21 protein-coding genes are annotated in these 20,682 nt (G+C 69.7%); 9 read left to right on the top strand and 12 right to left on the bottom strand.

Annotation, left to right across the window (positions count from 1 at the left end):
* Window positions 1–7: 7 nt before the first annotated feature.
* Window positions 8–2,554, bottom strand: coding sequence for an ATP-dependent chaperone ClpB (clpB, locus tag HQ314_RS17040; protein WP_222650674.1), 2,547 nt, complete (start codon window positions 2,552–2,554; stop codon window positions 8–10).
* 196 nt (window positions 2,555–2,750) lie between these two features.
* Here clpB and HQ314_RS17035 point away from each other — a divergent pair, with 196 nt between their 5' ends.
* Complete coding sequence (locus HQ314_RS17035; RefSeq protein WP_222650673.1) at window positions 2,751–3,917, top strand: globin domain-containing protein; 1,167 nt, start codon at window positions 2,751–2,753, stop codon at window positions 3,915–3,917.
* Here HQ314_RS17035 and HQ314_RS17030 read toward each other — a convergent pair.
* Window positions 3,911–4,168: a DUF2277 domain-containing protein gene (locus HQ314_RS17030; protein WP_027506433.1), complete on the bottom strand. Its 258-nt coding sequence runs from the start codon at window positions 4,166–4,168 to the stop codon at window positions 3,911–3,913. The two genes, HQ314_RS17035 and HQ314_RS17030, sit on opposite strands and share 7 nt — an antisense overlap.
* A gap of 130 nt (window positions 4,169–4,298) precedes the next feature.
* Window positions 4,299–4,592 carry a WhiB family transcriptional regulator gene (locus HQ314_RS17025; RefSeq protein WP_027506434.1) on the bottom strand — a complete coding sequence of 98 codons (294 nt, stop codon included), beginning with the start codon at window positions 4,590–4,592 and terminating at the stop codon, window positions 4,299–4,301.
* 232 nt (window positions 4,593–4,824) lie between these two features.
* On the opposite strand from HQ314_RS17025, the gene otsB reads away from it, so the two are divergent.
* Window positions 4,825–7,377, top strand: a complete 2,553-nt coding sequence (gene otsB / locus HQ314_RS17020; protein WP_222633161.1) for a trehalose-phosphatase — start codon at window positions 4,825–4,827, stop codon at window positions 7,375–7,377.
* On the opposite strand, the gene HQ314_RS17015 is transcribed toward otsB, so the two are convergent.
* Window positions 7,374–8,462 carry a LacI family DNA-binding transcriptional regulator gene (locus HQ314_RS17015; RefSeq protein WP_056444302.1) on the bottom strand — a complete coding sequence of 363 codons (1,089 nt, stop codon included), beginning with the start codon at window positions 8,460–8,462 and terminating at the stop codon, window positions 7,374–7,376. The two genes, otsB and HQ314_RS17015, sit on opposite strands and share 4 nt — an antisense overlap.
* 183 nt (window positions 8,463–8,645) lie before the next feature.
* Between HQ314_RS17015 and HQ314_RS17010 the strand changes: the two genes are divergently transcribed.
* The 6 genes from HQ314_RS17010 to HQ314_RS16985 are packed head-to-tail and all read left to right on the top strand — an operon-like array spanning window position 8,646 to window position 13,437.
* Entirely contained in the window at window positions 8,646–9,557 is a 912-nt protein-coding gene (locus HQ314_RS17010; RefSeq protein ID WP_222633240.1) for a metal ABC transporter solute-binding protein, Zn/Mn family, read from the top strand.
* A complete protein-coding gene (locus HQ314_RS17005) occupies window positions 9,506–10,357 on the top strand; it encodes a metal ABC transporter ATP-binding protein (RefSeq protein ID WP_222650672.1) in 852 nt (283 codons plus the stop codon). Before HQ314_RS17010 ends, HQ314_RS17005 begins: the two co-directional genes overlap by 52 nt.
* Before the next feature lie 2 nt (window positions 10,358–10,359).
* Window positions 10,360–11,229: a metal ABC transporter permease gene (locus HQ314_RS17000; protein WP_222650671.1), complete on the top strand. Its 870-nt coding sequence runs from the start codon at window positions 10,360–10,362 to the stop codon at window positions 11,227–11,229.
* Window positions 11,230–11,246: 17 nt separating this feature from the next.
* Window positions 11,247–12,002 (top strand): LamB/YcsF family protein, encoded by a 756-nt coding sequence (locus HQ314_RS16995; protein ID WP_056443617.1) that lies wholly within the window; start codon window positions 11,247–11,249, stop codon window positions 12,000–12,002.
* Between the two features lie 2 nt (window positions 12,003–12,004).
* A complete protein-coding gene (locus tag HQ314_RS16990) occupies window positions 12,005–12,592 on the top strand; it encodes an allophanate hydrolase subunit 1 (RefSeq protein ID WP_374197848.1) in 588 nt (195 codons plus the stop codon).
* A complete protein-coding gene (locus HQ314_RS16985; RefSeq protein WP_222650669.1) occupies window positions 12,592–13,437 on the top strand; it encodes a biotin-dependent carboxyltransferase family protein in 846 nt (281 codons plus the stop codon). Before HQ314_RS16990 ends, HQ314_RS16985 begins: the two co-directional genes overlap by 1 nt.
* Here the strand turns inward: HQ314_RS16985 and HQ314_RS16980 are convergent, their stop codons facing one another.
* The 8 genes from HQ314_RS16980 to HQ314_RS16945 all read right to left on the bottom strand — a co-directional run bounded on the left by HQ314_RS16980 (window position 13,438) and on the right by HQ314_RS16945 (window position 19,808).
* Window positions 13,438–14,067, bottom strand: coding sequence for a heme-binding protein (locus tag HQ314_RS16980; RefSeq protein WP_222650668.1), 630 nt, complete (start codon window positions 14,065–14,067; stop codon window positions 13,438–13,440). It lies immediately after the preceding gene.
* 46 nt (window positions 14,068–14,113) lie between these two features.
* Entirely contained in the window at window positions 14,114–14,950 is an 837-nt protein-coding gene (locus tag HQ314_RS16975) for a DUF4436 domain-containing protein (RefSeq protein WP_056443607.1), read from the bottom strand.
* A gap of 19 nt (window positions 14,951–14,969) precedes the next feature.
* A complete protein-coding gene (locus HQ314_RS16970) occupies window positions 14,970–15,518 on the bottom strand; it encodes a dihydrofolate reductase family protein (RefSeq protein ID WP_222650667.1) in 549 nt (182 codons plus the stop codon).
* A gap of 216 nt (window positions 15,519–15,734) precedes the next feature.
* Window positions 15,735–16,691, bottom strand: a complete 957-nt coding sequence (gene rlmB, locus HQ314_RS16965; protein ID WP_027506446.1) for a 23S rRNA (guanosine(2251)-2'-O)-methyltransferase RlmB — start codon at window positions 16,689–16,691, stop codon at window positions 15,735–15,737.
* Entirely contained in the window at window positions 16,691–18,097 is a 1,407-nt protein-coding gene (gene cysS, locus HQ314_RS16960; RefSeq protein ID WP_222650666.1) for a cysteine--tRNA ligase, read from the bottom strand. The genes rlmB and cysS overlap by 1 nt, the downstream gene beginning before the upstream one ends.
* An 11-nt stretch (window positions 18,098–18,108) precedes the next feature.
* Window positions 18,109–18,621 (bottom strand): 2-C-methyl-D-erythritol 2,4-cyclodiphosphate synthase, encoded by a 513-nt coding sequence (gene ispF, locus HQ314_RS16955; RefSeq protein WP_222650665.1) that lies wholly within the window; start codon window positions 18,619–18,621, stop codon window positions 18,109–18,111.
* A gap of 10 nt (window positions 18,622–18,631) precedes the next feature.
* Entirely contained in the window at window positions 18,632–19,312 is a 681-nt protein-coding gene (gene ispD / locus HQ314_RS16950; RefSeq protein WP_222638872.1) for a 2-C-methyl-D-erythritol 4-phosphate cytidylyltransferase, read from the bottom strand.
* Window positions 19,313–19,319: 7 nt separating this feature from the next.
* Window positions 19,320–19,808 (bottom strand): CarD family transcriptional regulator, encoded by a 489-nt coding sequence (locus tag HQ314_RS16945; RefSeq protein ID WP_027506450.1) that lies wholly within the window; start codon window positions 19,806–19,808, stop codon window positions 19,320–19,322.
* A gap of 259 nt (window positions 19,809–20,067) precedes the next feature.
* Between HQ314_RS16945 and HQ314_RS16940 the strand changes: the two genes are divergently transcribed.
* On the top strand, window positions 20,068–20,652 hold the full coding sequence (locus tag HQ314_RS16940; RefSeq protein WP_027506451.1) for a hypothetical protein: 585 nt from the start codon (window positions 20,068–20,070) through the stop codon (window positions 20,650–20,652).
* Window positions 20,653–20,682 lie beyond the last annotated feature (30 nt).

Raw genomic sequence — 20,682 nt, 5'->3', positions numbered from 1 at the left:
GTCGATCTCAACTCAGCTCGAGCGTCGCGCCGTCCTCCGACGTGTCCACCGTGACCGTGTCACCGTCGACGACCTTGCCCGCCAGCAACAGCTTGGCCAACTGATCGCCGATGGCCTGCTGGATGAGCCGACGCAGCGGCCGGGCCCCGTACTGCGGGTCGTAACCCCGTACGGCCAACCAGAACCGGGCCGACGGCGTGACGTCCAGCGTGAGTCGACGAGCCGACAGGCGGCGCTGCAGTTGCAGTAACTGGATGTCGACGATGGACTGCAGCTGCTCCTCGCTCAGGGCGTCGAAGACGACCACGTCGTCGAGCCGGTTCACGAACTCCGGCTTGAACGCGCTGCGCACCGCCGCCATCACATGGTCCCTGTCGCCACCCGCACCGAGATTCGAGGTGAGGATCAGGATCGTGTTGCGGAAGTCCACCGTTCGGCCCTGACCGTCGGTCAGGCGGCCCTCGTCGAGCACGGCGAGCAGGATGTCGAACACGTCCGGGTGCGCCTTCTCGACCTCGTCGAACAGCACCACCGTGTACGGCCGACGACGCACGGCCTCGGTCAGCTGACCACCGGCCTCGTACCCGACGTATCCGGGCGGGGCACCGACCAGCCGAGCCACCGAGTGCTTCTCGCTGTATTCGCTCATGTCGATACGGATCATGGCGCGCTCGTCGTCGAACAGGAAGTCCGCCAACGACTTCGCGAGTTCCGTCTTGCCGACGCCCGTCGGTCCGAGGAACAGGAACGACCCGGTGGGCCGGTTCGGATCGGACACCCCGGCACGAGCGCGGCGCACCGCGTCGGACACGGCCTGGACCGCGTCGTCCTGACCGACGACACGCTTGCCCAGCTCGTCCTCCATGCGGAGGAGCTTCGCCGTCTCACCCTCGAGCATCCGGCCCGCGGGGATACCGGTCCACGCCGCGACCACGTCGGCGACGTCGTCCGGGCCGACCTCTTCCTTCAACATCACGTCACCCTGGGGAACGGTGGCCGCGGTCTTCTCCGCGAGCTCCTTCTCCAGCGACGGGATGCGTCCGTAGCGCAGCTCCGCGGCCTTGCCCAGATCACCGTCGCGCTCGGCCCGCTCGGACTCGCCGCGCAGCGCTTCGAGCTGCTCCTTGAGGTCGCGCACCGAATCGATGGCGTTCTTCTCGTTCTGCCAACGCGTGCTCAGTTCGGCCAGCTTCTCCTTGCTGTCCGCCAGCTCACCGCGCAGCTTCTCGAGACGGGTCTTCGACGCGTCGTCGGTCTCCTTGGCCAGCGCCATCTCCTCGATCTCGAGTCGGCGCACGACACGCTCGATCTCGTCGATCTCGACCGGACGCGAGTCGATCTCCATGCGGAGGCGGGACGCGGCCTCGTCGACGAGGTCGATGGCCTTGTCCGGCAGGAACCGTGAGGTGATGTAGCGATCCGACAGTGTGGCGGCGGCGACCAGGGCGGAGTCGGTGATGCGCACACCGTGGTGCACCTCGTACCGCTCCTTGAGGCCACGCAGGATGCCGACCGCGTCGTCCACGGACGGCTCACCGACCAGCACCTGCTGGAACCGGCGCTCGAGTGCGGCGTCCTTCTCGATGTACTTGCGGTACTCGTCGAGCGTCGTGGCGCCCACCAACCGCAGCTCACCACGCGCGAGCATCGGCTTGATCATGTTGCCCGCGTCCATGGCGGACTCGCCCGTCGCGCCCGCACCGACGATGGTGTGCAGCTCGTCGATGAACGTGATGACCTGGCCGGCCGAGTTCTTGATGTCGTCGAGCACGGCCTTGAGCCGCTCCTCGAACTCACCGCGGTACTTGGCGCCCGCGACCATCGATCCCAGGTCGAGCGACAAGACGGTCTTGCCGCGCAGGCTCTCCGGGACATCGCCGGCGACGATGCGCTGCGCGAGGCCCTCGACGATCGCGGTCTTGCCGACGCCGGGCTCACCGATGAGCACCGGGTTGTTCTTGGTACGGCGCGAGAGCACCTGCACCACACGACGGATCTCGGTGTCGCGACCGATGACCGGATCGAGCTTGCCGCTGCGTGCGGCCTCGGTGAGGTCGGTCGAGTACTTCTCCAGAGCCTGGTACGTCGCCTCCGGGTCCGGGCTCGTGACGCGGGCACTGCCACGCACGGTGGTGAACGCCTCGCGCAGCGCCGCCGGTGTCGCCCCGTTCCTCTGGAGCAGCGTCGCGACATCGGAATCGCCCGTCGAGAGTCCGACCACCAGGTGCTCGGTCGAGACGTACTCGTCGTCGAGTTCGGTGGCCAGCTGTTGAGCGGCGGTGATCGCGCCCAGCGCGTCACGTCCGAGCTGCGGCTGGGTGGTGGAGCCGGTGGCCGACGGCATACGGTCCACCAGAGTCTGCGCCTGCGAGCGGATCGCGCTCGGGTCGACGCCGACAGCCTTCAGCAACGGCGCGGCGATGCCGTCCGTCTGGTCGAGCAGTGCGACGAGCAGGTGAGCCGGCCGGATGTCCGGGTTGCCCGCTGCGGATGCCGACTGCAGTGCAGCGGTCAACGCTGCCTGGGTCTTCGTGGTGGGAGTGAACGAGTCCACCGGTCACCTTCCTTCGGGTCGAACGGGTGTGTCGACGAGAACAACCTTAGTCGACTTGAGTCTATTCCGCTCAAGTTTGTTGCCGCCGCACCACGCAGGAGGGCGCCGCCCAGCGCGCTGGCCGTGACCGGACACGACCACTACTCTCGGACACACCACTCGCACACGAACCCGTCACGACTATCGAAGGTGCCCATTGCTCGACCCGCAGGCCCTGGCGCGAGTGCGCGCCGGAGTTGCCTCCGCGCTGTCCGACGACGGCGCGGACACCGTGGCCGGCGCCTTCTACGCTCGACTGTTCGCCGAGTACCCCGATTTCCGCGGCTTCTTCCCCGCCGCCATGGATCAGCAGCGGCACCGCCTCCTGCGCGCCGTCGACCACGTCGTCCGGCACCTCGACGACCGCGACTTCCTTCCCTTCCTGCATCAACTCGGGCGTGACCACCGCAAGCACGGCCTGACCGGCGCGCACTTCCTCGCCGCCCAGAACGCGCTGGTCGACGCGTTCCGCACCACGGCGGACCCGGACGTCTGGACAGACGAGACCGACGCGGCGTGGCGCCGCGTGGTGTCGATGATCTGCAACTCGATGGCCGTCGGGGCCGACACCGAGGACCTGCCGCCGTACTGGGGAGCGACGGTGGTCGAGCACCATCGCGTGCTCGACGACCTCGCGATCGTGCGCCTGCAGACGGACGCCGACATTCCCTTCGCCGCCGGCCAGTACCTCAGCGTGCAGATCCCGCAGCGTCCACGGATGTGGCGGTACCTCTCCCCCGCGATCGCACCCAACGACTACCGCGGCATCGAGTTCCACGTCCGGCGGGTGTCGGCCGGCTGGGTGAGTCCGGCCATCGTCTCGGAGACCACGGTGGGCGACCGCTGGCTGCTCGGGCCGCCGCTGGGCGGACTCAGTGTGGACACGTCGCCTGGCAGCGAGGACGTGCTCATGATCGCGGGTGGCACCGGCATCGCCCCCCTGCGTGCGCAGCTGATGGACATGGCGATGCGGAGCCGTAATCCGCGGGTGCATCTGTTCGTGGGCGGCGAGTATCCGAGCGACCTCTACGACCTGGACACGCTGTGGAACCTGGCACGCACCAACCCGTGGCTCACCATCGTGCCGGTCGTGGAGCAGCCCGAGGAGCCGTGGTGGCGGCCCGGTCCGGCGCGCGAGTTCCCGCCGGGCATGAACCACACCATGGTGGGCAAGCTCGGGCAGGTGGTCACGCGGTTCGGATCGTGGGCCGATCGGCAGATCCAGGTGTGTGGATCACCGTCGATGGTGCGCACCACCCTGTACGCACTGCGCAAGGTGGGGACGCCGATGCAGAACGTCCAGCACGATCCCCTGGGTCAGTGAGGGTGCGCGTGCGCCAGGCGGCGTAGCGGCGGGACCGTCTGCGGCGGCTGCTTGCGGGGCGGGAGCACGCTCAGCAACCGGGTGGTCGACGCGGTGACCTCGGCCACGGCGGTCTCGAAGGCGTCCCGGTTCGCGTCCGACAGTGTGCGGAGTCCGCTGACCTTGCGCACGTACTGACGCGCGGCCGCCTCGATCTCCTCGTCCGTCGCCGCAGGCTCGAGGCCGCGCAGTTCGGTGATGTTTCGGCACATGCGAATCACGGTAGACCGGGCGCCGTCCGAGGGGAACACCCGAAGAGCTTTACGCTGTACAGGCACCACGTCGGATAATGTCCACCAATTCAAGCTTCGTGCAGTTTTCGATCACCGCGAAATCATCTGTTCAACCGATTGCGCGCTGATCGGAAAGCGCATTTCCCAGCATCCGCTCGGGCGCCGACAAACCACCCCAGACGCCGTACGGCTCACCGGCGGCCACCGCGTAATCACGGCACCGCATCAGCACGGGGCACTGCTCGCAGACCCGTTTGGCCTGCTCCTCGCGAGCGGTTCTCTTATGTCCCCGTTCACCTTCCGGATGGAAGAAGACGGCAGAATCCATACCGCGGCACAATCCGTTCAACTGCCACTCCCACGTCGTGGCAATCGGCTCGGGTAACTGGACGGGCTTCGACATGACGCTCCTCGTTGTTCGCCTCGTATGCGACGTCACGCTCTCAGTATTACATTACGAACAATCGTCCAAAAAGTTAATGCGAATAGTCGTGACACACGATTTCCAGTCATCGCGAGTCACAGACACCCTCACGGCCGCTCCTCGGACCTCTCTCCCCGATGAGGCGAGCAGGGCCCCCGTCGCCTAGGTTTGACCGAGTGAGAAGCCCCGGTCACCGTCCAGGTCGTGCGCTGTGAGCGCTGTGGACCTCCCCCTCGACCTTCGCCGCGCCCTCGTCGGCGTCGCGCGGGTGCCGAGACTGCTGGTCGCCTCCGACTACGACGGCACCATGGCGCCGTTCGTCTCCGACCCGCAGAAGGCGTTTCCGCTGCCCGAATCGGTCCGCGCACTCCGCGCTCTCGCCGGTCTCGACGGCACCCAGGCTGCTGTGATCTCGGGGCGCGCGCTGCGTGACCTGGCGATCCTCTCCCGCCTGCCCGTCGAGGTCCAGCTCGTGGGCAGCCACGGGTCCGAGTTCGACGCCGGCTTCGTCACCGAGCTCGGCGGCGAGGCTACGGCACTGCTCGAGCGCGTGGTCGCCGAGCTCCGCACGGTCGCGTCCCGCGGCGCGAACATCAGCGTCGAGACCAAGCCCGCCAGCGCCGCTCTGCACGTGCGCAACGCCGACCCCGAGGCCGGACAGCGCGCCCTCGACGAGGTCCGTGCGGGCGCAGCCACCTGGGACGGCGTACAGGTCACCGAGGGCAAGTCCGTGATCGAGCTCGCCGTCATCGCGACCGACAAGGGCCAGGCCCTCGACATCCTGCGACACCAGGGCGGCGCCTCCGCCGCCGTCTTCTTCGGCGACGACGTCACCGACGAGAAGGCGTTCCGACGGCTGCACGGGCCGGACATCGGCGTCAAGGTCGGCGACGGTGAGTCGCTCGCCGGCTACCGCGTCGACACCCTCGAGCAGGTGGCCGCGGCGCTCGCGTTCCTGTTGGAGGAGCGCCGCACCTGGCTCTCCGGTGCGGACGCCCCGCGCATCGAGCGTCTCACCATGATGGCGAGCCCACGATCGGTGGCACTCCTGACGCCCGAGGCCGGCCTCACGTGGCTGTGTCACCCCGAACCCGACTCCGCCGCCGTCTTCGCACACCTGCTCGGCGGCGACGAGGCGGGCCACTTCACCGTCGGCCCGCTGCGTCCGTCCCTCCCGCTGAGCCAGCAGTACATCGACAGCACCATGACGGTGCAGACCCGCTGGGCCAGCCTGCAGGTCGACGACTACCTCGCGCACGACGTGCCGAGCGATCGCACCGACTTCACCCGCGTGATCACCGGCAAGGCCAAGGCCGTGGTCACGTTCGCGCCGCGCCCCGAGTTCGGGCAGGCACGCGTCCGGCTCGAGGCCGAGGACGACGGCCTCCGCGTGTTCGGTACCAACGACCCGATGGTGCTGCGCGCGCCGGGCATCACCTGGACCGTCACCAGCGAGCACGGCCAGGAGACCGCGCGGGCGGAGATCGATCCGTCCACCGGTCCCGTGATCCTCGAATTGCGCTGCGGGACGTCGGATCTGGGCCCGTCCGAGGTGCCCGAAGCCGAGCGTCGCGCCGAGGCCGAGTCCTACTGGCACGACTGGGCGGCCGGATTGACCCTCCCCCAGCTCAAGCCCGATCTGATGAAGCGGTCCGCGCTCACCCTGCGCGGCCTGGTGCACGCCGACTCCGGGTCGATCATGGCCGCGGCCACGACGTCGCTGCCCGAGGAGATCGGCGGTGTCCGCAACTGGGACTACCGCTACTGCTGGCTGCGCGACGCGGCCCTGACGGCGTCCGCGCTGGTGTCCCTGGGCTCGCTGTCCGAGGCGGAGAACTACCTGCACTGGGTGCACGACGTGCTCGAGACCGTCCCCGGACCGGAACGCCTGCACCCGCTCTACACGCTGTGGGGGCAGTCGCTGCCTCCCGAGGCCGTCATCGACGCCCTGCCCGGGTACGCGGGATCCCGCCCCGTGCGGGTGGGCAACGCGGCCAACCAGCAGGTGCAGCTCGACGTCTTCGGACCCATCGTCGATCTCATCGCGACACTGGCCCGCGCCCGCACCGCGAGCGGCGTCACCGCGAACGCCGAGGTGCTCACCGATCAGGACTGGGACCTGGTGTGCGCCATGGTCGACGCCGTCGAGCGACGCTGGTCCGAGCCGGACAACGGCATCTGGGAGATCCGCGGCAACCCGCGCCACCACGTCTACTCCAAGGTGATGTGCTGGCTCACCGTCGATCGCGCCATCACCCTGGCCGAGGCGTACGGCCGCGAGGCGCAGCTCGGCTGGAGCACGTTGCGTGACGTCATCCGTCGTCAGGTGCTCGACAAGGGCTGGAGCGACGAGGCGCAGTCCTTCACGGCCGCGTACGGCGGAACCGATCTCGATGCGGCCACCCTGCACATCGGCCTGTCCGGTCTCATCGATCCGAGCGACCCGCGCTTCGCGGCGACGGTCACCGCGACCGAGGCCGAGTTGCGCAGCGGCGCCACGGTGTACCGCTACCACCACGACGACGGCCTCCCCGGTGGCGAGGGCGGGTTCCACCTGTGCGCGGCCTGGCTCGTCGAGGCGTATCTTCTGATCGGGCAGCGACTTCCGGCCGAAGCGCTCTTCACCCAGCTCGTCGCCGCGGCAGGCCCGACGGGCCTGCTGAGCGAGGAGTACGACCCCGTGGCCGAGCGCTCGCTGGGCAACCACCCGCAGGCCTACAGCCACCTCGGCCTGCTGCGTTGCGCCCAGCTGCTGGCCCGCTAGCCGGTCCGCACCGGGCCGAGCGTCACCCCGGCGAGCAGATGCGTCGGGAGGTGCTCGGTCCGGTCCACCCCGGAATGGCTGACGCCCAGCACGATCTCACCGACGAGCCGACCCTTCTCGAGGACCGGCTGCTGGACCGACGTCAGGCCGATGCGGCGCGCCTCGTCGACCCCGTCGAAACCGGTGACCGACATCTGTTCGGGTACCGAGACACCCTGCGCGGCACAGTGATCGAGCGCACCCAGAGCCAGCACGTCGGACGTGCACACCAGCGCGGTGGTGTCCGGCGCCGCCCGGAGCGCCTCGGCGGCCGCCGACCGTCCGGCCTCCCGCGTGTGGTCGAAGCGCTCGACGATCACGATGTCGGGATCGACGCCGGCCGCGATCATCGCGTCGCGGATGCCGGCGAGACGCTCGCGCTGGACATGGAAGGTGATGCCGCTCCGGCGTTCCGGATCGACGAGTCCGTCGTGCCGGTCGCGGCGCAGCCGCATGCAGACCACGCTGATGCGAGTGTGGCCCCGCGCGAGCACCTCCTCGGCCATCCGTCGCATCGCCACCCTGTCGTCGATTCCGACGAGCGAGGTGTCCTCCGCGTCCCGAGGCTGGTCGCACACGACCGTCGGCAGATGACGGTCACGGACCGCCGTCAGGTGCGGATCGTCGTCGGACACCGAGTAGACGACGAATGCGTCGACCCCGGCCTGCTGCACGACGGCCGCGGCGTCCTCCGGCGTCGAGGCGGGCCCCGCGGGAATGAGCAGCAGACCGCGTCCGGCCCGCTCGCACGACTCGGCGAGGCCGGTGAGGAACTGCACGGCGGCGGGATCGGAGAACGAGTAGCTGAGCGCCTCGGTGAGGACGAGCCCCACCGCACCGGCGCGCCGGGTGCGCAGCGAGCGGGCGACCGGATCGGGCCCCGGATAACCGCGGGCCCTGGCCGCGTCGAGCACACGTTCCCGCATCTCGGGTGAGAGCTGGTCCGGGCGGTTGTAGGCGTTGGACACGGTGGTGCGCGAGACGTTCAGTTCGGCGGCCAGCGACGCGAGCGTGGCCATCCGTCGCGGTTCCGTCGACCTCGCCATGAAGAGACGGTATCCGGTCGGGGTCGCGCACGTCGGCTCCGGCACGGTTTCGCCGTCGGGGTGGTGGGGCGGTAAGGTCACGACAACGGTTTCCATTAACGATAACGTTCGACCGACCCAGGAGCACCCCTCGTGTACGCACCCGCCCGAATTCCCCTCCGCACGCTCGTCACCGCCCTGGGTATGACCGCCCTGACGGCGACCGCCCTGGTGGGATGCAGCTCCGACGACACCGCGACGGCCGAGTCCGGTCGGCCCACCGTCGTCGCGTCGACGAACGTGTGGGGCTCGGTCGCCGAGGCCGTCGTCGGAGACCGAGCGGACGTCACGGCGATCATCTCGGATCCGTCCGCGGATCCGCACTCCTACGAGGCCAGCCCCGGCGACGCCGCGGCACTGTCCGAGGCCTCGCTCGTCGTGTACAACGGCGGCGGCTACGACGAGTTCGTCGACGACGTGCTCGGCTCCGCGGGCGACGTGCCCTCCGTCGACGCGTACTCGCTGCTCGAGGGGCACGCGGACGACGCCGACCATGCCGACGAGGCGGGTGCCCACGACCATTCGGGCGAGACCAACGAGCACGTCTGGTACGACCCGGAGATCGCGGCGGCCACCGCCGAGGCGATCGCCACCGAACTCGGTAAGGTCGACCCCGACAACGCGGCCTACTACACCGAGAACGCCGAGGCGTTCCACGACGACATCCACGAGATCACCGACATCACGGATCGCATCGCCCAGCAGAAGCCGGGCGCACCCGTCGCTCAGACGGAGCCGATCGCGCACTACCTGCTGGAAGGAGCCGGGGTGGACGACAAGACCCCCGAGGACTTCGAGGACGCGATCGAGGAGGGCAACGATCCCTCGCCCGCCGCCGTCGCCGCGACGCGTGACCTGTTCACCGGCAAGGGCGTCGACGTACTGGTCTACAACATTCAGACGGAGGACGCCGTGACCGAGGACGTGCGCCGCATCGCCGAAGAGAACGGCATCCGCGTCGTCGAGGTCACCGAGACCCTGCCCGCAGGTCAGGACTACGTCTCATGGCAGCGCACGGCAGCGCAGGATCTCGCCGACGCGCTGGGGGTCGTGTGACCGCTGTCCGACTGACCGGAGCCACCCTCGCCTACGGCGACCGGGTGCTCTGGTCCGATCTCGACCTCGAGGTCGCACCGGGCGAGTTCGTCGCCGTGCTGGGCCCGAACGGCTCCGGCAAGACGTCGCTCCTCAAGGTGCTGCTCGGGCAGGCCCACCTCACCGCCGGCACCGCGACCATCGCCGGCGGTCGATCCTCCGTCGGCTACATCCCCCAGCAGAAGGCCATCGACGAGGGCGTTCCGCTGCGCGGGCGCGACTTCGTCGGCCTGGGGTGGGACGGACACCGCTGGGGCATCGGCTTCCGTGGGCGCCATGCCCGTCGCGAGGCCGTCGACATCGCCGTCGCCTCGGTCGGTGCGGACGCGTTCGCCGACGCGCCGCTGGGGCAGATGAGCGGCGGTGAGCAGCAGCGGCTCCGCGTCGCGCAGGCACTCGTCGGCGATCCGGACGTGCTGCTCTGCGACGAACCGCTGCTGAGCCTCGACCTCGCCAACCAGCAGGTCGTCGCGCACCTGATCGACCAGCGTCGGCGCTCGCACGGCACCTCGGTGGTGTTCGTGACGCACGAGCTCAACCCGATCCTGCCGATCGTCGACCGGGTGGTCTACCTCGTCGACGGCAAGTTCCGCATCGGCACCACCGAGGAGGTGATGACCTCCGAGGTGCTCTCCGAGCTGTACGACACCGACGTCGAGGTCCTGCGCGTCCGCGGGCGGCTGGTGGTCGTCGGTACCGGCGACGCCATGGACGCCCTCGGGAGCGCCGGCGGCATGCACCACGTGGACGAGTCGGAGTAGGCATGGACAAGGTTCTCGACGCCCTGAGCAAGGCATTCGACTTCGGTACGACGGCCGATCTCCTCACCTACGACTTCGTGCAGCAGGCGCTGATCGCCGCGGCGATCCTCGGTGTGCTCGCCGGGGCGCTCGGCCCCCTCATCGTCAGTCGACAGTGGTCGTTCGCCGTCCACGGCTCGTCGGAGCTGTCCCTCACCGGTGCGTCCGCGGCCCTGCTGGTGGGGTTGGCCGTCGGGGTCGGCGCCATCCTGGGATCCGTCATCGCGGCGGTCCTGTTCGCCCTGCTGGGCCGTCGTGCGCGCGAACGCGACTCCGTCATCGGCGTCATCATGAGCTTCGGGCTCGGCCTGTCGGTGCTCTTCCTGTGGGCGTATCCCGGCCGCACCGGCACCAGTTTCTCGCTGCTGGTCGGGCAGATCGTCGGTGTCGGCAGCACGGGTCTCGGCCTGCTGCTCGCGGTGGCGCTCGTCGTCATCGTCGTGCTCTTCGTGGTCTACCGGCCCCTGCTGTTCGCCAGCACCGATCCCGAGGGCGCCGAGGCGCGCGGCGTACCGATGCGACTGCTGTCCATCGTGTTCGCGATCCTCGTCGGTGTCGCGTGTGCGCTCGGCGTCCAGATCGTCGGCGCCCTGCTGGTGCTCTCGCTCCTCATCACGCCCGCGGCAGCGGCGTCCCTCGTCACCGCCAACCCCGTCACGGCGACGTGGCTCTCGATTCTCTTCGCCGAGGTCGCGGCCGTGGGCGGCATCCTGCTCTCGCTCGCTCCCGGAGTGCCGGTCTCGACCTTCGTCACCACCATCTCGTTCGTCATCTACCTCGTCTGCCGGGCGGTCGGTCGACGCACACCGTCCCGCACCGTCGTCCACGCCTGACCGTTACCCTCGTGTGGATGGTCGATCTGAACTCCGATCTCGGCGAGGGCTTCGGCACCTGGACGCTCGGTGACGACGCGGCGATGCTGCGTGTGGTCACCAGCGCCAACATCGCGTGCGGCTTCCATGCGGGTGATCCGGCCACGCTGCTGCGGACGTGCGCCGACGCCGTCCGGTCCGACGTGCGTATCGGCGCCCAGGTGGGGTACCGGGACCTCGTCGGCTTCGGCAGGCGCTTCCTCGACATCACCGCGGAGGACCTGCGCGCCGACGTGATCTACCAGATCGGGGCTCTCGACGGCCTGGCGCGCTCCGTCGGCGGACGCGTGCGGTACGTCAAACCACATGGAGCGCTGTACAACACGATCGTGCACCACCGAGTACAGGCACAGGCGGTCGTCGACGCCGTCGCCGCGTACGACCCCGGCCTGCCCGTCCTGGGGCTGCCCGGCTCGGCATTCCTCGAGATCGCCGCGCGGGCGGGCCTGCGGACCGTCACCGAGGCGTTCGCCGATCGCGGCTACACGGCAGCGGGAACCCTCGTCTCCCGCCGCGACCCCGGTGCGGTCCTGTCCGACGTCGAGGCGGTGGCACGACGCGTGCTGCGGATGGTCACCGAGGGCGTCGTGGACTCCGTCGACGGGGTGACGGTGCCGGTGAACGCCGACTCGGTGTGCCTGCACGGCGACACCCCCGCCGCGGTGGACATGGCCCTGGCCGTGCGTGCGGTGTTGTCCCGCAACGGCGTCACCCTGACCCCGTTCGTGTCGTGAGGATCGCCCCGGCGGGCGACCGCGCCCTGCTGGTCGATCTCGACGACGTCCGCACGGTCGCGGCGCACCACGCCGGGTGGGCCGTCGGGCACCCGGGAATCGCCGAGATGATCCCCGCCGCCGCCACCGTGCTGGTGATCCTCACCGAGGACGCGGAACCCGCACGGGTGTCGGCGTGGCTCCGCGAGACGCCACCGGCGCAGGTGCTCGGCCGCTCCGGTGAGACGATCACGATCGACGTCCGATATGACGGGCCCGATCTCGACGCGGTCTGTGCGACAACGGGACTGGACATCGTCGCCGTACACACCGGTCAGGTGTGGACCGCCGCGTTCTGCGGCTTCTCCCCCGGCTTCGCCTACCTGGTCGGATCCGATCCGTTGTCGATCCCGCGCCGCGCCGATCCGCGCACCTCGGTGCCGGCGGGATCCGTGGCGCTGGCCGGCGAGTACACCGGGGTGTACCCGACCTCGTCGCCCGGCGGGTGGCAGATCATCGGCAGCACCGACGCGGCGCTGTGGGACGTGAACCGGGACGACCCCGCGCTGCTCGCGCCCGGCACGCGCGTGCAGTTCCGCGCGGTGACGTGATGCTCGAGGTACTGGCGACCGGGCCGCTCACCACGGTGCAGGACCGCGGACGCACCGGGTGGTCCTCGCTGGGCGTCGGCACGTCCGGCGCTGCCGATCGACGCTCGCACGACGCAGCGAATCGGTTGGTGGGGAACATGATCGACGCCGCGACGCTCGAGGTGACGCTCGGCGGACTGGTGCTGCGCGCACGCACCGAGGTGGTTCTGGCGGTCACGGGGGCTCCGACCCCGTTCACGGTGGACGGCGTACCGCAGGGGCACGGCGCCGTGGTCGTGGTGGGGTCGGGCGCCGAGATCCGCCTCGACTGGGCACCGGTGGGACTGCGCACCTACGTCGCCGTCCGCGGCGGCATCGACGTGCCCCGGGTTCTGGGGAGCCGATCGACCGACTCCCTGTCCGGCATCGGACCCGAGCGAGTGGCGCCCGGCGCCCTGCTGCCGATCGGTCACGACGCCGAGGACTGGCCTCGGGCGGACATGAATCCGTACCCGTTCGAGCACCGGACGACCCTGGGGGTGATTCCCGGCCCGCGCGCGGACCGGTTCACCGACGACGCGCTCGACCTGCTGCTCGCTCGAGCCTGGACGGTGGGAACGGAGTCCGACCGCGTCGGCATGAGACTCGAGGGCGCCGAGCCACTGTCACGATCCCGCGAGGACGAACTCCCGAGCGAGGGCATGGTGACCGGCGCACTGCAGGTGCCGCCGTCGGGACTGCCCGTGCTGTTCCTCGTCGACCATCCGGTGACCGGCGGCTACCCGGTGATCGCCGTCGTGGCGTCGGCGGATCTCGGATCCGCGGCGCAATGTGCGCCGGGACAGACGATCCGCTTCAGTGTCTGATCATCGGGAGACAGGAACGGCGATCTCGTTGCGGCGGCGGAACGACACCGTCCAGGGCGGGTCGTAGAACCAGGACATCGGCTCGCCGGTCGTGTCGATGCCGCGGGACTTCAGGATCTCCAGCAGCTCCGTGGTGCGCTCGGCCACGGCCTGCGCACCGCGGTCACCGCTGAACCGCAGCACCGCCACCGTCTCGGCCGGCACCTCCACCAGGCGCACCCGATCATCCTTCGGCGCCGGGAGAGTGTCCATCGTCCATCGCGACGGCATGAAGAACCGGACGACCCATCCCTCGTCGCTCGCGGCGCGCGACACGGGTGCGGTCATCGCGATGGTCTGCCCGCGCAACGCCGACTGGGCAACGGGAGCCGTCATCGCGATCGTGTCGGATCCCCGATTGCCCCCGAAGATGTATCCGGCCAGCCGACGGAAGCCCTCGTTGCGCGCGCGTTCCTCGTCGGCGTCGACGACGGTCTCCGCCGCGATCCGGGGTTCGTATCGGCGAATCTCGACCGCCCCCGTGAGCGCCTCGGTGGTGTGGGGTGGTTCCTCGGTACCCACACGAACCCCCACGATTCCCAGTGCGGCCTCGGCCACCTGTGTCACCGTCGTCCTCAGCCGTTCGATCATGGCTCGACGGTACGCGCGGCCGGGCCCCACCCCGGTCGCGCTCGACCTAGGGACCCTGGCGCCACCACGCGACGACGTAGAGCACCATCGCCGTCACCAGACCCGCCACCACCCACAGCACCACGGTGTAGTCGACCCACGACCCGATCGGCGGGGCGCCGGGGAACAGGTTGCGGATGGGCAGCACCGCGAAGAGCGTCACCGCGAACCACGTCATGATCGGCGGCAGGAACTGCTTGCGGCGGCGCAGCGTCTGGATCGACACGAACAGCGTGCACGACGGCAGGACGACGAGCACGACACAGATCGCGATGTCGAAGATCGTGGTACCCACCGTGCGCGCGACGCGGATGTCGAAGGCCTGCGCCGAGGAGGAGTCGATGTCGACGGCCTCCACCGCCCAGGACGTGAGCGAGTCGGTCACCACGATCTCGGCGGGTACGGGCTGCCGGTCCGCGCCGGCGCCGGAGAACACCCGCACCTGGATCGACGACGCGTCGTAGGTGTCGAACGGCCATCGCCGGATGTCGCCGTCCGCGTACAGGGAGACCGGGAGCGGGCCCACACGGGTCCCACTGGGGAACGTCAGGGTGCCGGCACTCGCGGTCGGCGTCACGTCGACGATCAGGTCGTCGACCAGGTTGCCGTCGGCATCGGTCAACTCGGTCCCCGGATACACGGACACGCGGGCGTCGAGCGAGAAGTTCTCACCGGAGACGGTGTCCACGTCGAGGTAGACGAGCGCGGCGTCGGGTGCGGCCTCACGGAGGTCGGGGCCGTTCGGCGGGCTTCCCAGCGCGTAGGTGAGCACCACCGCGACGTACGCGGCGATCACCACGGCCACCAGGACCACACCGCGCACTCTGCGACCCGCCGCTGTCATGGACAGATGATGACAGGACTCAGGTCTGCGCGTGCGGTTCCACGACGTCGTACTCCGCGCAGAGGAACGCGCCGTTGCGCGCGAAGTCCACGAGTCGGAGATCGAACCGACGCGGGAACAGCGGCCTGCCGGCACCGAGGGTGACCGGCGCGATCGAGACGACGATCCGATCCAGGTGTCCGGCCTCGGCGAACTGCGCTGCCAGATCACCGCCCCCCACGATCCAGACGTCCTTGCCGTCGGCCGAGTCCTCGATCGCCGGCCACAGGTCGGCCACGTCCCCCGCAGCGAATCGAACGTCGTGCTCGGAGTCCGCGAAGTCTCGATGGGTCACCACCCAGGCCGGCATGTCGTACGTCCACGCCTCACCGGTCGACGCGTTGTGCTCGAGGACCCAGGCGTAGGTCGTGGCTCCCATGACGATCGCGCCGATGTCCGCGATGAAGTCGCCGTAGTTCATCGGGCCGTGCTCGTCGATGTCCTGACGGAAGAGCCACTCGAGAGAGTCGTTCTCGTCGGCGAGGTAGCCGTCGAGGGTGCTGGAGGTGAAGTAAGTGCTCCGGGTCACAGGGCGATTCTGCACCCGACCACCGACACCGATCACGCTTGCGGCCGGGCACGTTGCGGTGGGTGTGCACACCCTCTCCGGTGAGCGCACACCCCTCACTGCCAGCTGCAGAGGGTGCGCGGTTCAGGCAACGGGTGTGCGCACCCCATCCGACCCAGACTGGAGCTCAGCTGCCGGCCCCGTTCATCGAGTCGGTCCGCGTCCACTGAGCCGGGTTCAGCCCCGGCGCTGCCGCGCGATGCCCGCGAGCACGACACCCGCTGCGACGGACGCGTTGAGCGACTCCACCGGACCGGCCATGGGGATCGACAGGATGCTGTCGCAGTTGTCGCGGACGAGGCGGGACAGACCCTTGCCCTCGGACCCGACGACCACCACGATCGGCCCGGTGCCGTCGAAGTCGTCCAGCGAGGTATCGCCGTCGGCGTCGAGACCGACGACCATGACACCCTTGTCGGCCCAATCCTTCAGCGTCCGAGTCAGATTGGTCGCACGGGCGACGGGGAGACGCGCTGCCGCGCCGGCACTGGTGCGCCACGCGACGGCCGTGACACTCGCGCTGCGTCGCTGCGGGATGACCACGCCGTGTCCACCGAATGCTGCGACCGACCGGACGACGGCACCGAGGTTGCGGGGGTCGGTGATGTTGTCGAGAGCGACCAGCAGCGGCGGCTCCTGACGCTGGCGCGCCTGCGAGAGGAGATCGTCGGGGTGGGCGTACCGGTACGGCGGCACCTGGAGCGCGATGCCCTGGTGCATGCCGTTGGCACTCATCCGATCGAGATCGGTGCGGGAGACCTCCAGGATCGAGATGCCCTTGTCCGCGGCGATCTGGACGCTCTCCTTCAGCCGATCGTCGGCCTCGGTGCCCGACGCGACGTACAGCGCCGTCGCCGGCACTCCCGCGCGCAGGCACTCCAGCACCGGGTTGCGGCCCAGCACGTTCTCCGGACCGTCCTCGGTCTTGCGGACCGGCGGACGGCCGCGACCCGAACCGGACGCGTCCCGGCTGGTCGGCCGTGCGCGCCGGGCGTGCTTGGTGCGCTCGGCCGCCGGCGGGGTCGCTCCGCGGCCCTCGAGGCCCTTGCTGCGCTTGCCGCCGGACCCGACGGTCTGGCCCTTCTTGGTGCCGGTCTTGCGCACCGCTCCGCGTCGACTCGAATTGCCTGCCATTACTTCTCCGTGCCTTCCGGCTGTGCGATCGACCATTCCGGGCCGTTCGGGGTGTCGGTGACCTCCACGCCCGCGCGGGCGAGGCGGTCACGAATACGGTCGGCCGTCGGCCAGTCCTTGCCTGCCTTGGCGGCGCTGCGCAGCTCGAGGTCGTCCGCGATGAGCAGATCGAGCGCCGCCCGCTCCGCCGACGCGTCGGCGGAGCCGGACGCCCAGTGCGGATCGAGGGGATCCACGCCGAGGATCGACGTCATGGCGCGGACGGACGACGCGGCCTCGACGGCCTCGTCCAGCTCCCCCGCGGCCAACGCACTGTTGCCCTCGCGGCGGAGTCCGTGGATCTCGGCGAGCGCCTTGGGCACCGAGAGATCGTCGTCGAGCGCCTCGGCGAACGCGGGCGTCCAGGTACCGATCGGCACCTCGCCCGCGCGCTCCGCAGTCTTCGTCACGAACGCCTCGATGCTCCGGTACGCCGATGCCGCTTCCTGCAGTGCCTCGGCGGAGTACTCGAGCATCGACCGGTAGTGCGCGCTGCCGAGGTAGTAGCGCAGTTCCTGCGGACGCACGGTCTCGAGCATCGTCGGGATGGAGACGACGTTGCCGAGCGACTTCGACATCTTCTCGCCGCTCATGGTGACCCAGCCGTTGTGCAGCCAGTACTGCGCGAAACCGTCTCCCGCTGCGCGGGACTGGGCCAGCTCGTTCTCGTGGTGCGGGAACACCAGATCCAGTCCACCGCAATGGATGTCGAACGCGGACCCGAGGTAGGTCTCCGCCATCGCGGAGCACTCGATGTGCCACCCGGGGCGGCCGGGTCCCCACGGGGTGGGCCACGACGGCTCGCCGGGCTTGGCCGTCTTCCACAGCGTGAAGTCGCGCGGATCGCGCTTGCCCGCACCGACGCTCTCACCCTGGTGGACGTCGTCGAGCCTGTGCCCGGACAGAGCGCCGTACTCGCCCCAGCTCCGCACGTCGAAGTAGACGTCGCCGGCGGCCGCGTACGCGTGACCCGCGTCGATCAACCGACCGATCAGCTCGACCATCTGCGTGATGTGACCCGTGGCGCGCGGTTCGGCCGACGGGGGAAGCACACCGAGGGCGTCGTAAGCCGCGGTGAAGGAGCGCTCGTACGTCGCCGCCCACTCCCACCACGGACGGCCGGCGTCGGCGGCCTTGTTCAGGATCTTGTCGTCGATGTCGGTGACGTTGCGGACGAAGGCGACGTCGTAGCCGGCGGCCGTCAGCCACCGCCGAAGGACGTCGAACGCGACGCCGCTGCGCACGTGACCGATGTGGGGATGCCCCTGGACCGTGGCCCCGCACAGATACACCGAGGCGTGTCCGGGGGCCAGCGGAGTGAACTCACGCACGGCCCTGGTCGCGGTGTCGTAGAAGCGCAGGGTCACGACGGCCGATCCTACCGGGGATTCGACTCGCCCTGTACCACGCGAGCGTCGTCCGGGACCGCACTCTCCAGCACGAGAGCGGTGGCGATCGCGGCCACACCCTCGCCGCGGCCGGTCAGGCCGAGCCCGTCGGTCGTGGTGGCCGAGACGGAGACGGGCGCCCCCAGGATGTTCGTGAGCAGTGTCTGCGCCTCCACCCGACGTGGGCCGACGCGCGGATGATTGCCGATGACCTGGACCGCGGCGTTGCCCACGCGCATCGAGTGCTGCGCGAGCAGTTCGCGGACGTGCATGAGCATGGTGGCGCCGCTGACGCCGTCCCATTCGGGGCGACCCGTGCCGAACACCGAGCCCAGATCTCCCAGACCGGCCGCGGACAGCAGCGCGTCGCAGAGTGCGTGCGCCGCGACGTCGCCGTCGGAATGCCCGGCACAGCCGTCGGCGTCATCGAACAACAGTCCGGCGATCCAGCACTCACGCCCCACCTCGACGGGGTGGACGTCGGAACCGATCCCTACGCGCATGGTCTCCCTCTCACGACTGTGTCCGGCGGGCGACGAGTGCGCGAGCCAGGACCAGATCCATCGGGGTGGTGATCTTGAAGGCCTCGGCGTCGCCGACGACCGTGTGCACGTCGACTCCCAGACGTTCGACCAGGCCGGCGTCGTCGGTGGCCGTATCGGGAAAGGAATCGTAGGCACGCCTCAGGGTCACCCCGTCGAATCCCTGCGGCGTCTGCACCGAGCGCAGCGTGGCCCGGTCGACCGTTCCGGTGACCACACCGGCGGCATCGACGGACTTCATCGTGTCGACGACGGGCAGCACCGGCACCACGGCCGACGCGCCGGCGCCGACCGCCTCGACGACGCGGGTGATCAGGCTCGGCGGCGTCAGGCAGCGTGCGGCGTCGTGCACGAGCACGATGTCCGCCGCACCGGCCACGGCCAGGCCGGCCCGCACCGAATCGGTGCGCTCGGCTCCGCCGACGACGACGTCCACCGGCAGGACGCAGGACTCGACCAGACGAGAGGTCGTGTCCTGCAGAATGTTCGGGACCACCACCACGACACGAGAAAGGGCGCCGGAGGCCGACAGGCCGTCCAGCGCCCACTCGAGCAGAGTGCGTCCCGCGAGTTCCACGAACGCCTTGGGCATGTTCTCCCCGAGGCGTACGCCCGATCCGGCTGCCGGAACGAGCGCGACGACGTCCGTCACACGCGCGTCAGGACGCCGCGGCCAGAACCTCGTCCAGCATGGAGTCCGCCCTGACCTCGTCGGTTCCCTCGGCGAGTGCGAGCTCGCCGACCAGGATCTGACGTGCCTTCGCCAGCATGCGCTTCTCACCAGCGGACAGGCCGCGGTCCTGCTCACGACGCCACAGATCGCGCACGACCTCGGCCACCTTGTTCACGTCACCCGACGCGAGCTTCTCCAGGTTGGCCTTGTACCGGCGCGACCAGTTGGTGGGCTCCTCGGTGTGCGGCGCGCGGAGGACCTGGAACACCTTGTCCAGACCCTCCTGGCCGACGACGTCCCGGACACCCACGTACTCGGCGTTGTCGGCAGGAACTCGAACGGTGAGATCACCCTGGGCTACCTTGAGAACGAGGTATTCCTTGGCCTCGCCCTTGATGGTGCGTGTCTCGATATTTTCGATCAGCGCCGCTCCGTGGTGCGGGTAAACGACGGTGTCTCCGACCTTGAAAATCATGTGTTCGGTGCCCCTTTCGATATGGCCAGTTTAACACGCCTCCGATCCGGGGTCGTTCCAACGGTGCAGGTCAGGGGCACAGGGCTGGTGGGGACGCTCTTGACAGGGGGCGGGATACATGTATCGAGCAGGCTGTTCGGCCCGCTCCGGCACCGACTGGCGTCACCCGATCCACACGTCCGGACGGCGAACTACTACGCTGCGTGGTGGTGGCCGCCCGTCGGCACAACTCTCGATGACGACCAGTGGAGGACGACCAGTGACCGCATCTACCGCCCGGATCCGGCCGGCCCGAGTCGCGACCGGCGTCGCGCTCGCTCTCGGCACGGTGATCAGCCTCTCCGCGTGCAGCGCCGGGCAGATCTCCCAGACGGCGACGCAGGTCGCCGCGGTCAACGGTAACGGCGCGGACCAGGGCACCGTCTCCCTGCGCAACGTGCACGTCGCCTACCCCTCCTCCGACGAGTTCGTGCTCGAGCCCGGTGGCCGCGCGGAGCTGATCTTCACGGCGATCAACACCAGCGAGACCACACCGGACCGCATCACCGGCATCGAGACCGAGGGTGCCGCCGAGGTCGTCGTCACCGGTGCCACCGGTGGCACCTCCATCGAGATCCCGGCGCAGGCGTCCGTCGCGTCCGGAGTGCCCGCGGACCAGGACCCCACCGCCCCCGAGGGGTCGCAGTCCATCACCGCCGTGATGGAGGACCTCTCCGAGAACGTGCGCCCCGGACTCACCGTCCCGGTCACCTTCACGTTCCAGCAGGCCGGCGACGTCACCGTCAGCGTGCCCGTCGATCCGGGCCCCGTCACCCCGCGCCTCGACGACGAGGCCAACGGCTGACAGTCCCCCGCCGGCCGAGCATTCCTGTCG

The organism is Rhodococcus sp. BP-332, assembly GCF_019836065.1.
Classification (GTDB): domain Bacteria; phylum Actinomycetota; class Actinomycetes; order Mycobacteriales; family Mycobacteriaceae; genus Rhodococcoides.
Note: the sequence above shows the minus strand (reverse complement) of the source record. Positions and strands in the feature narration are given on the sequence as shown.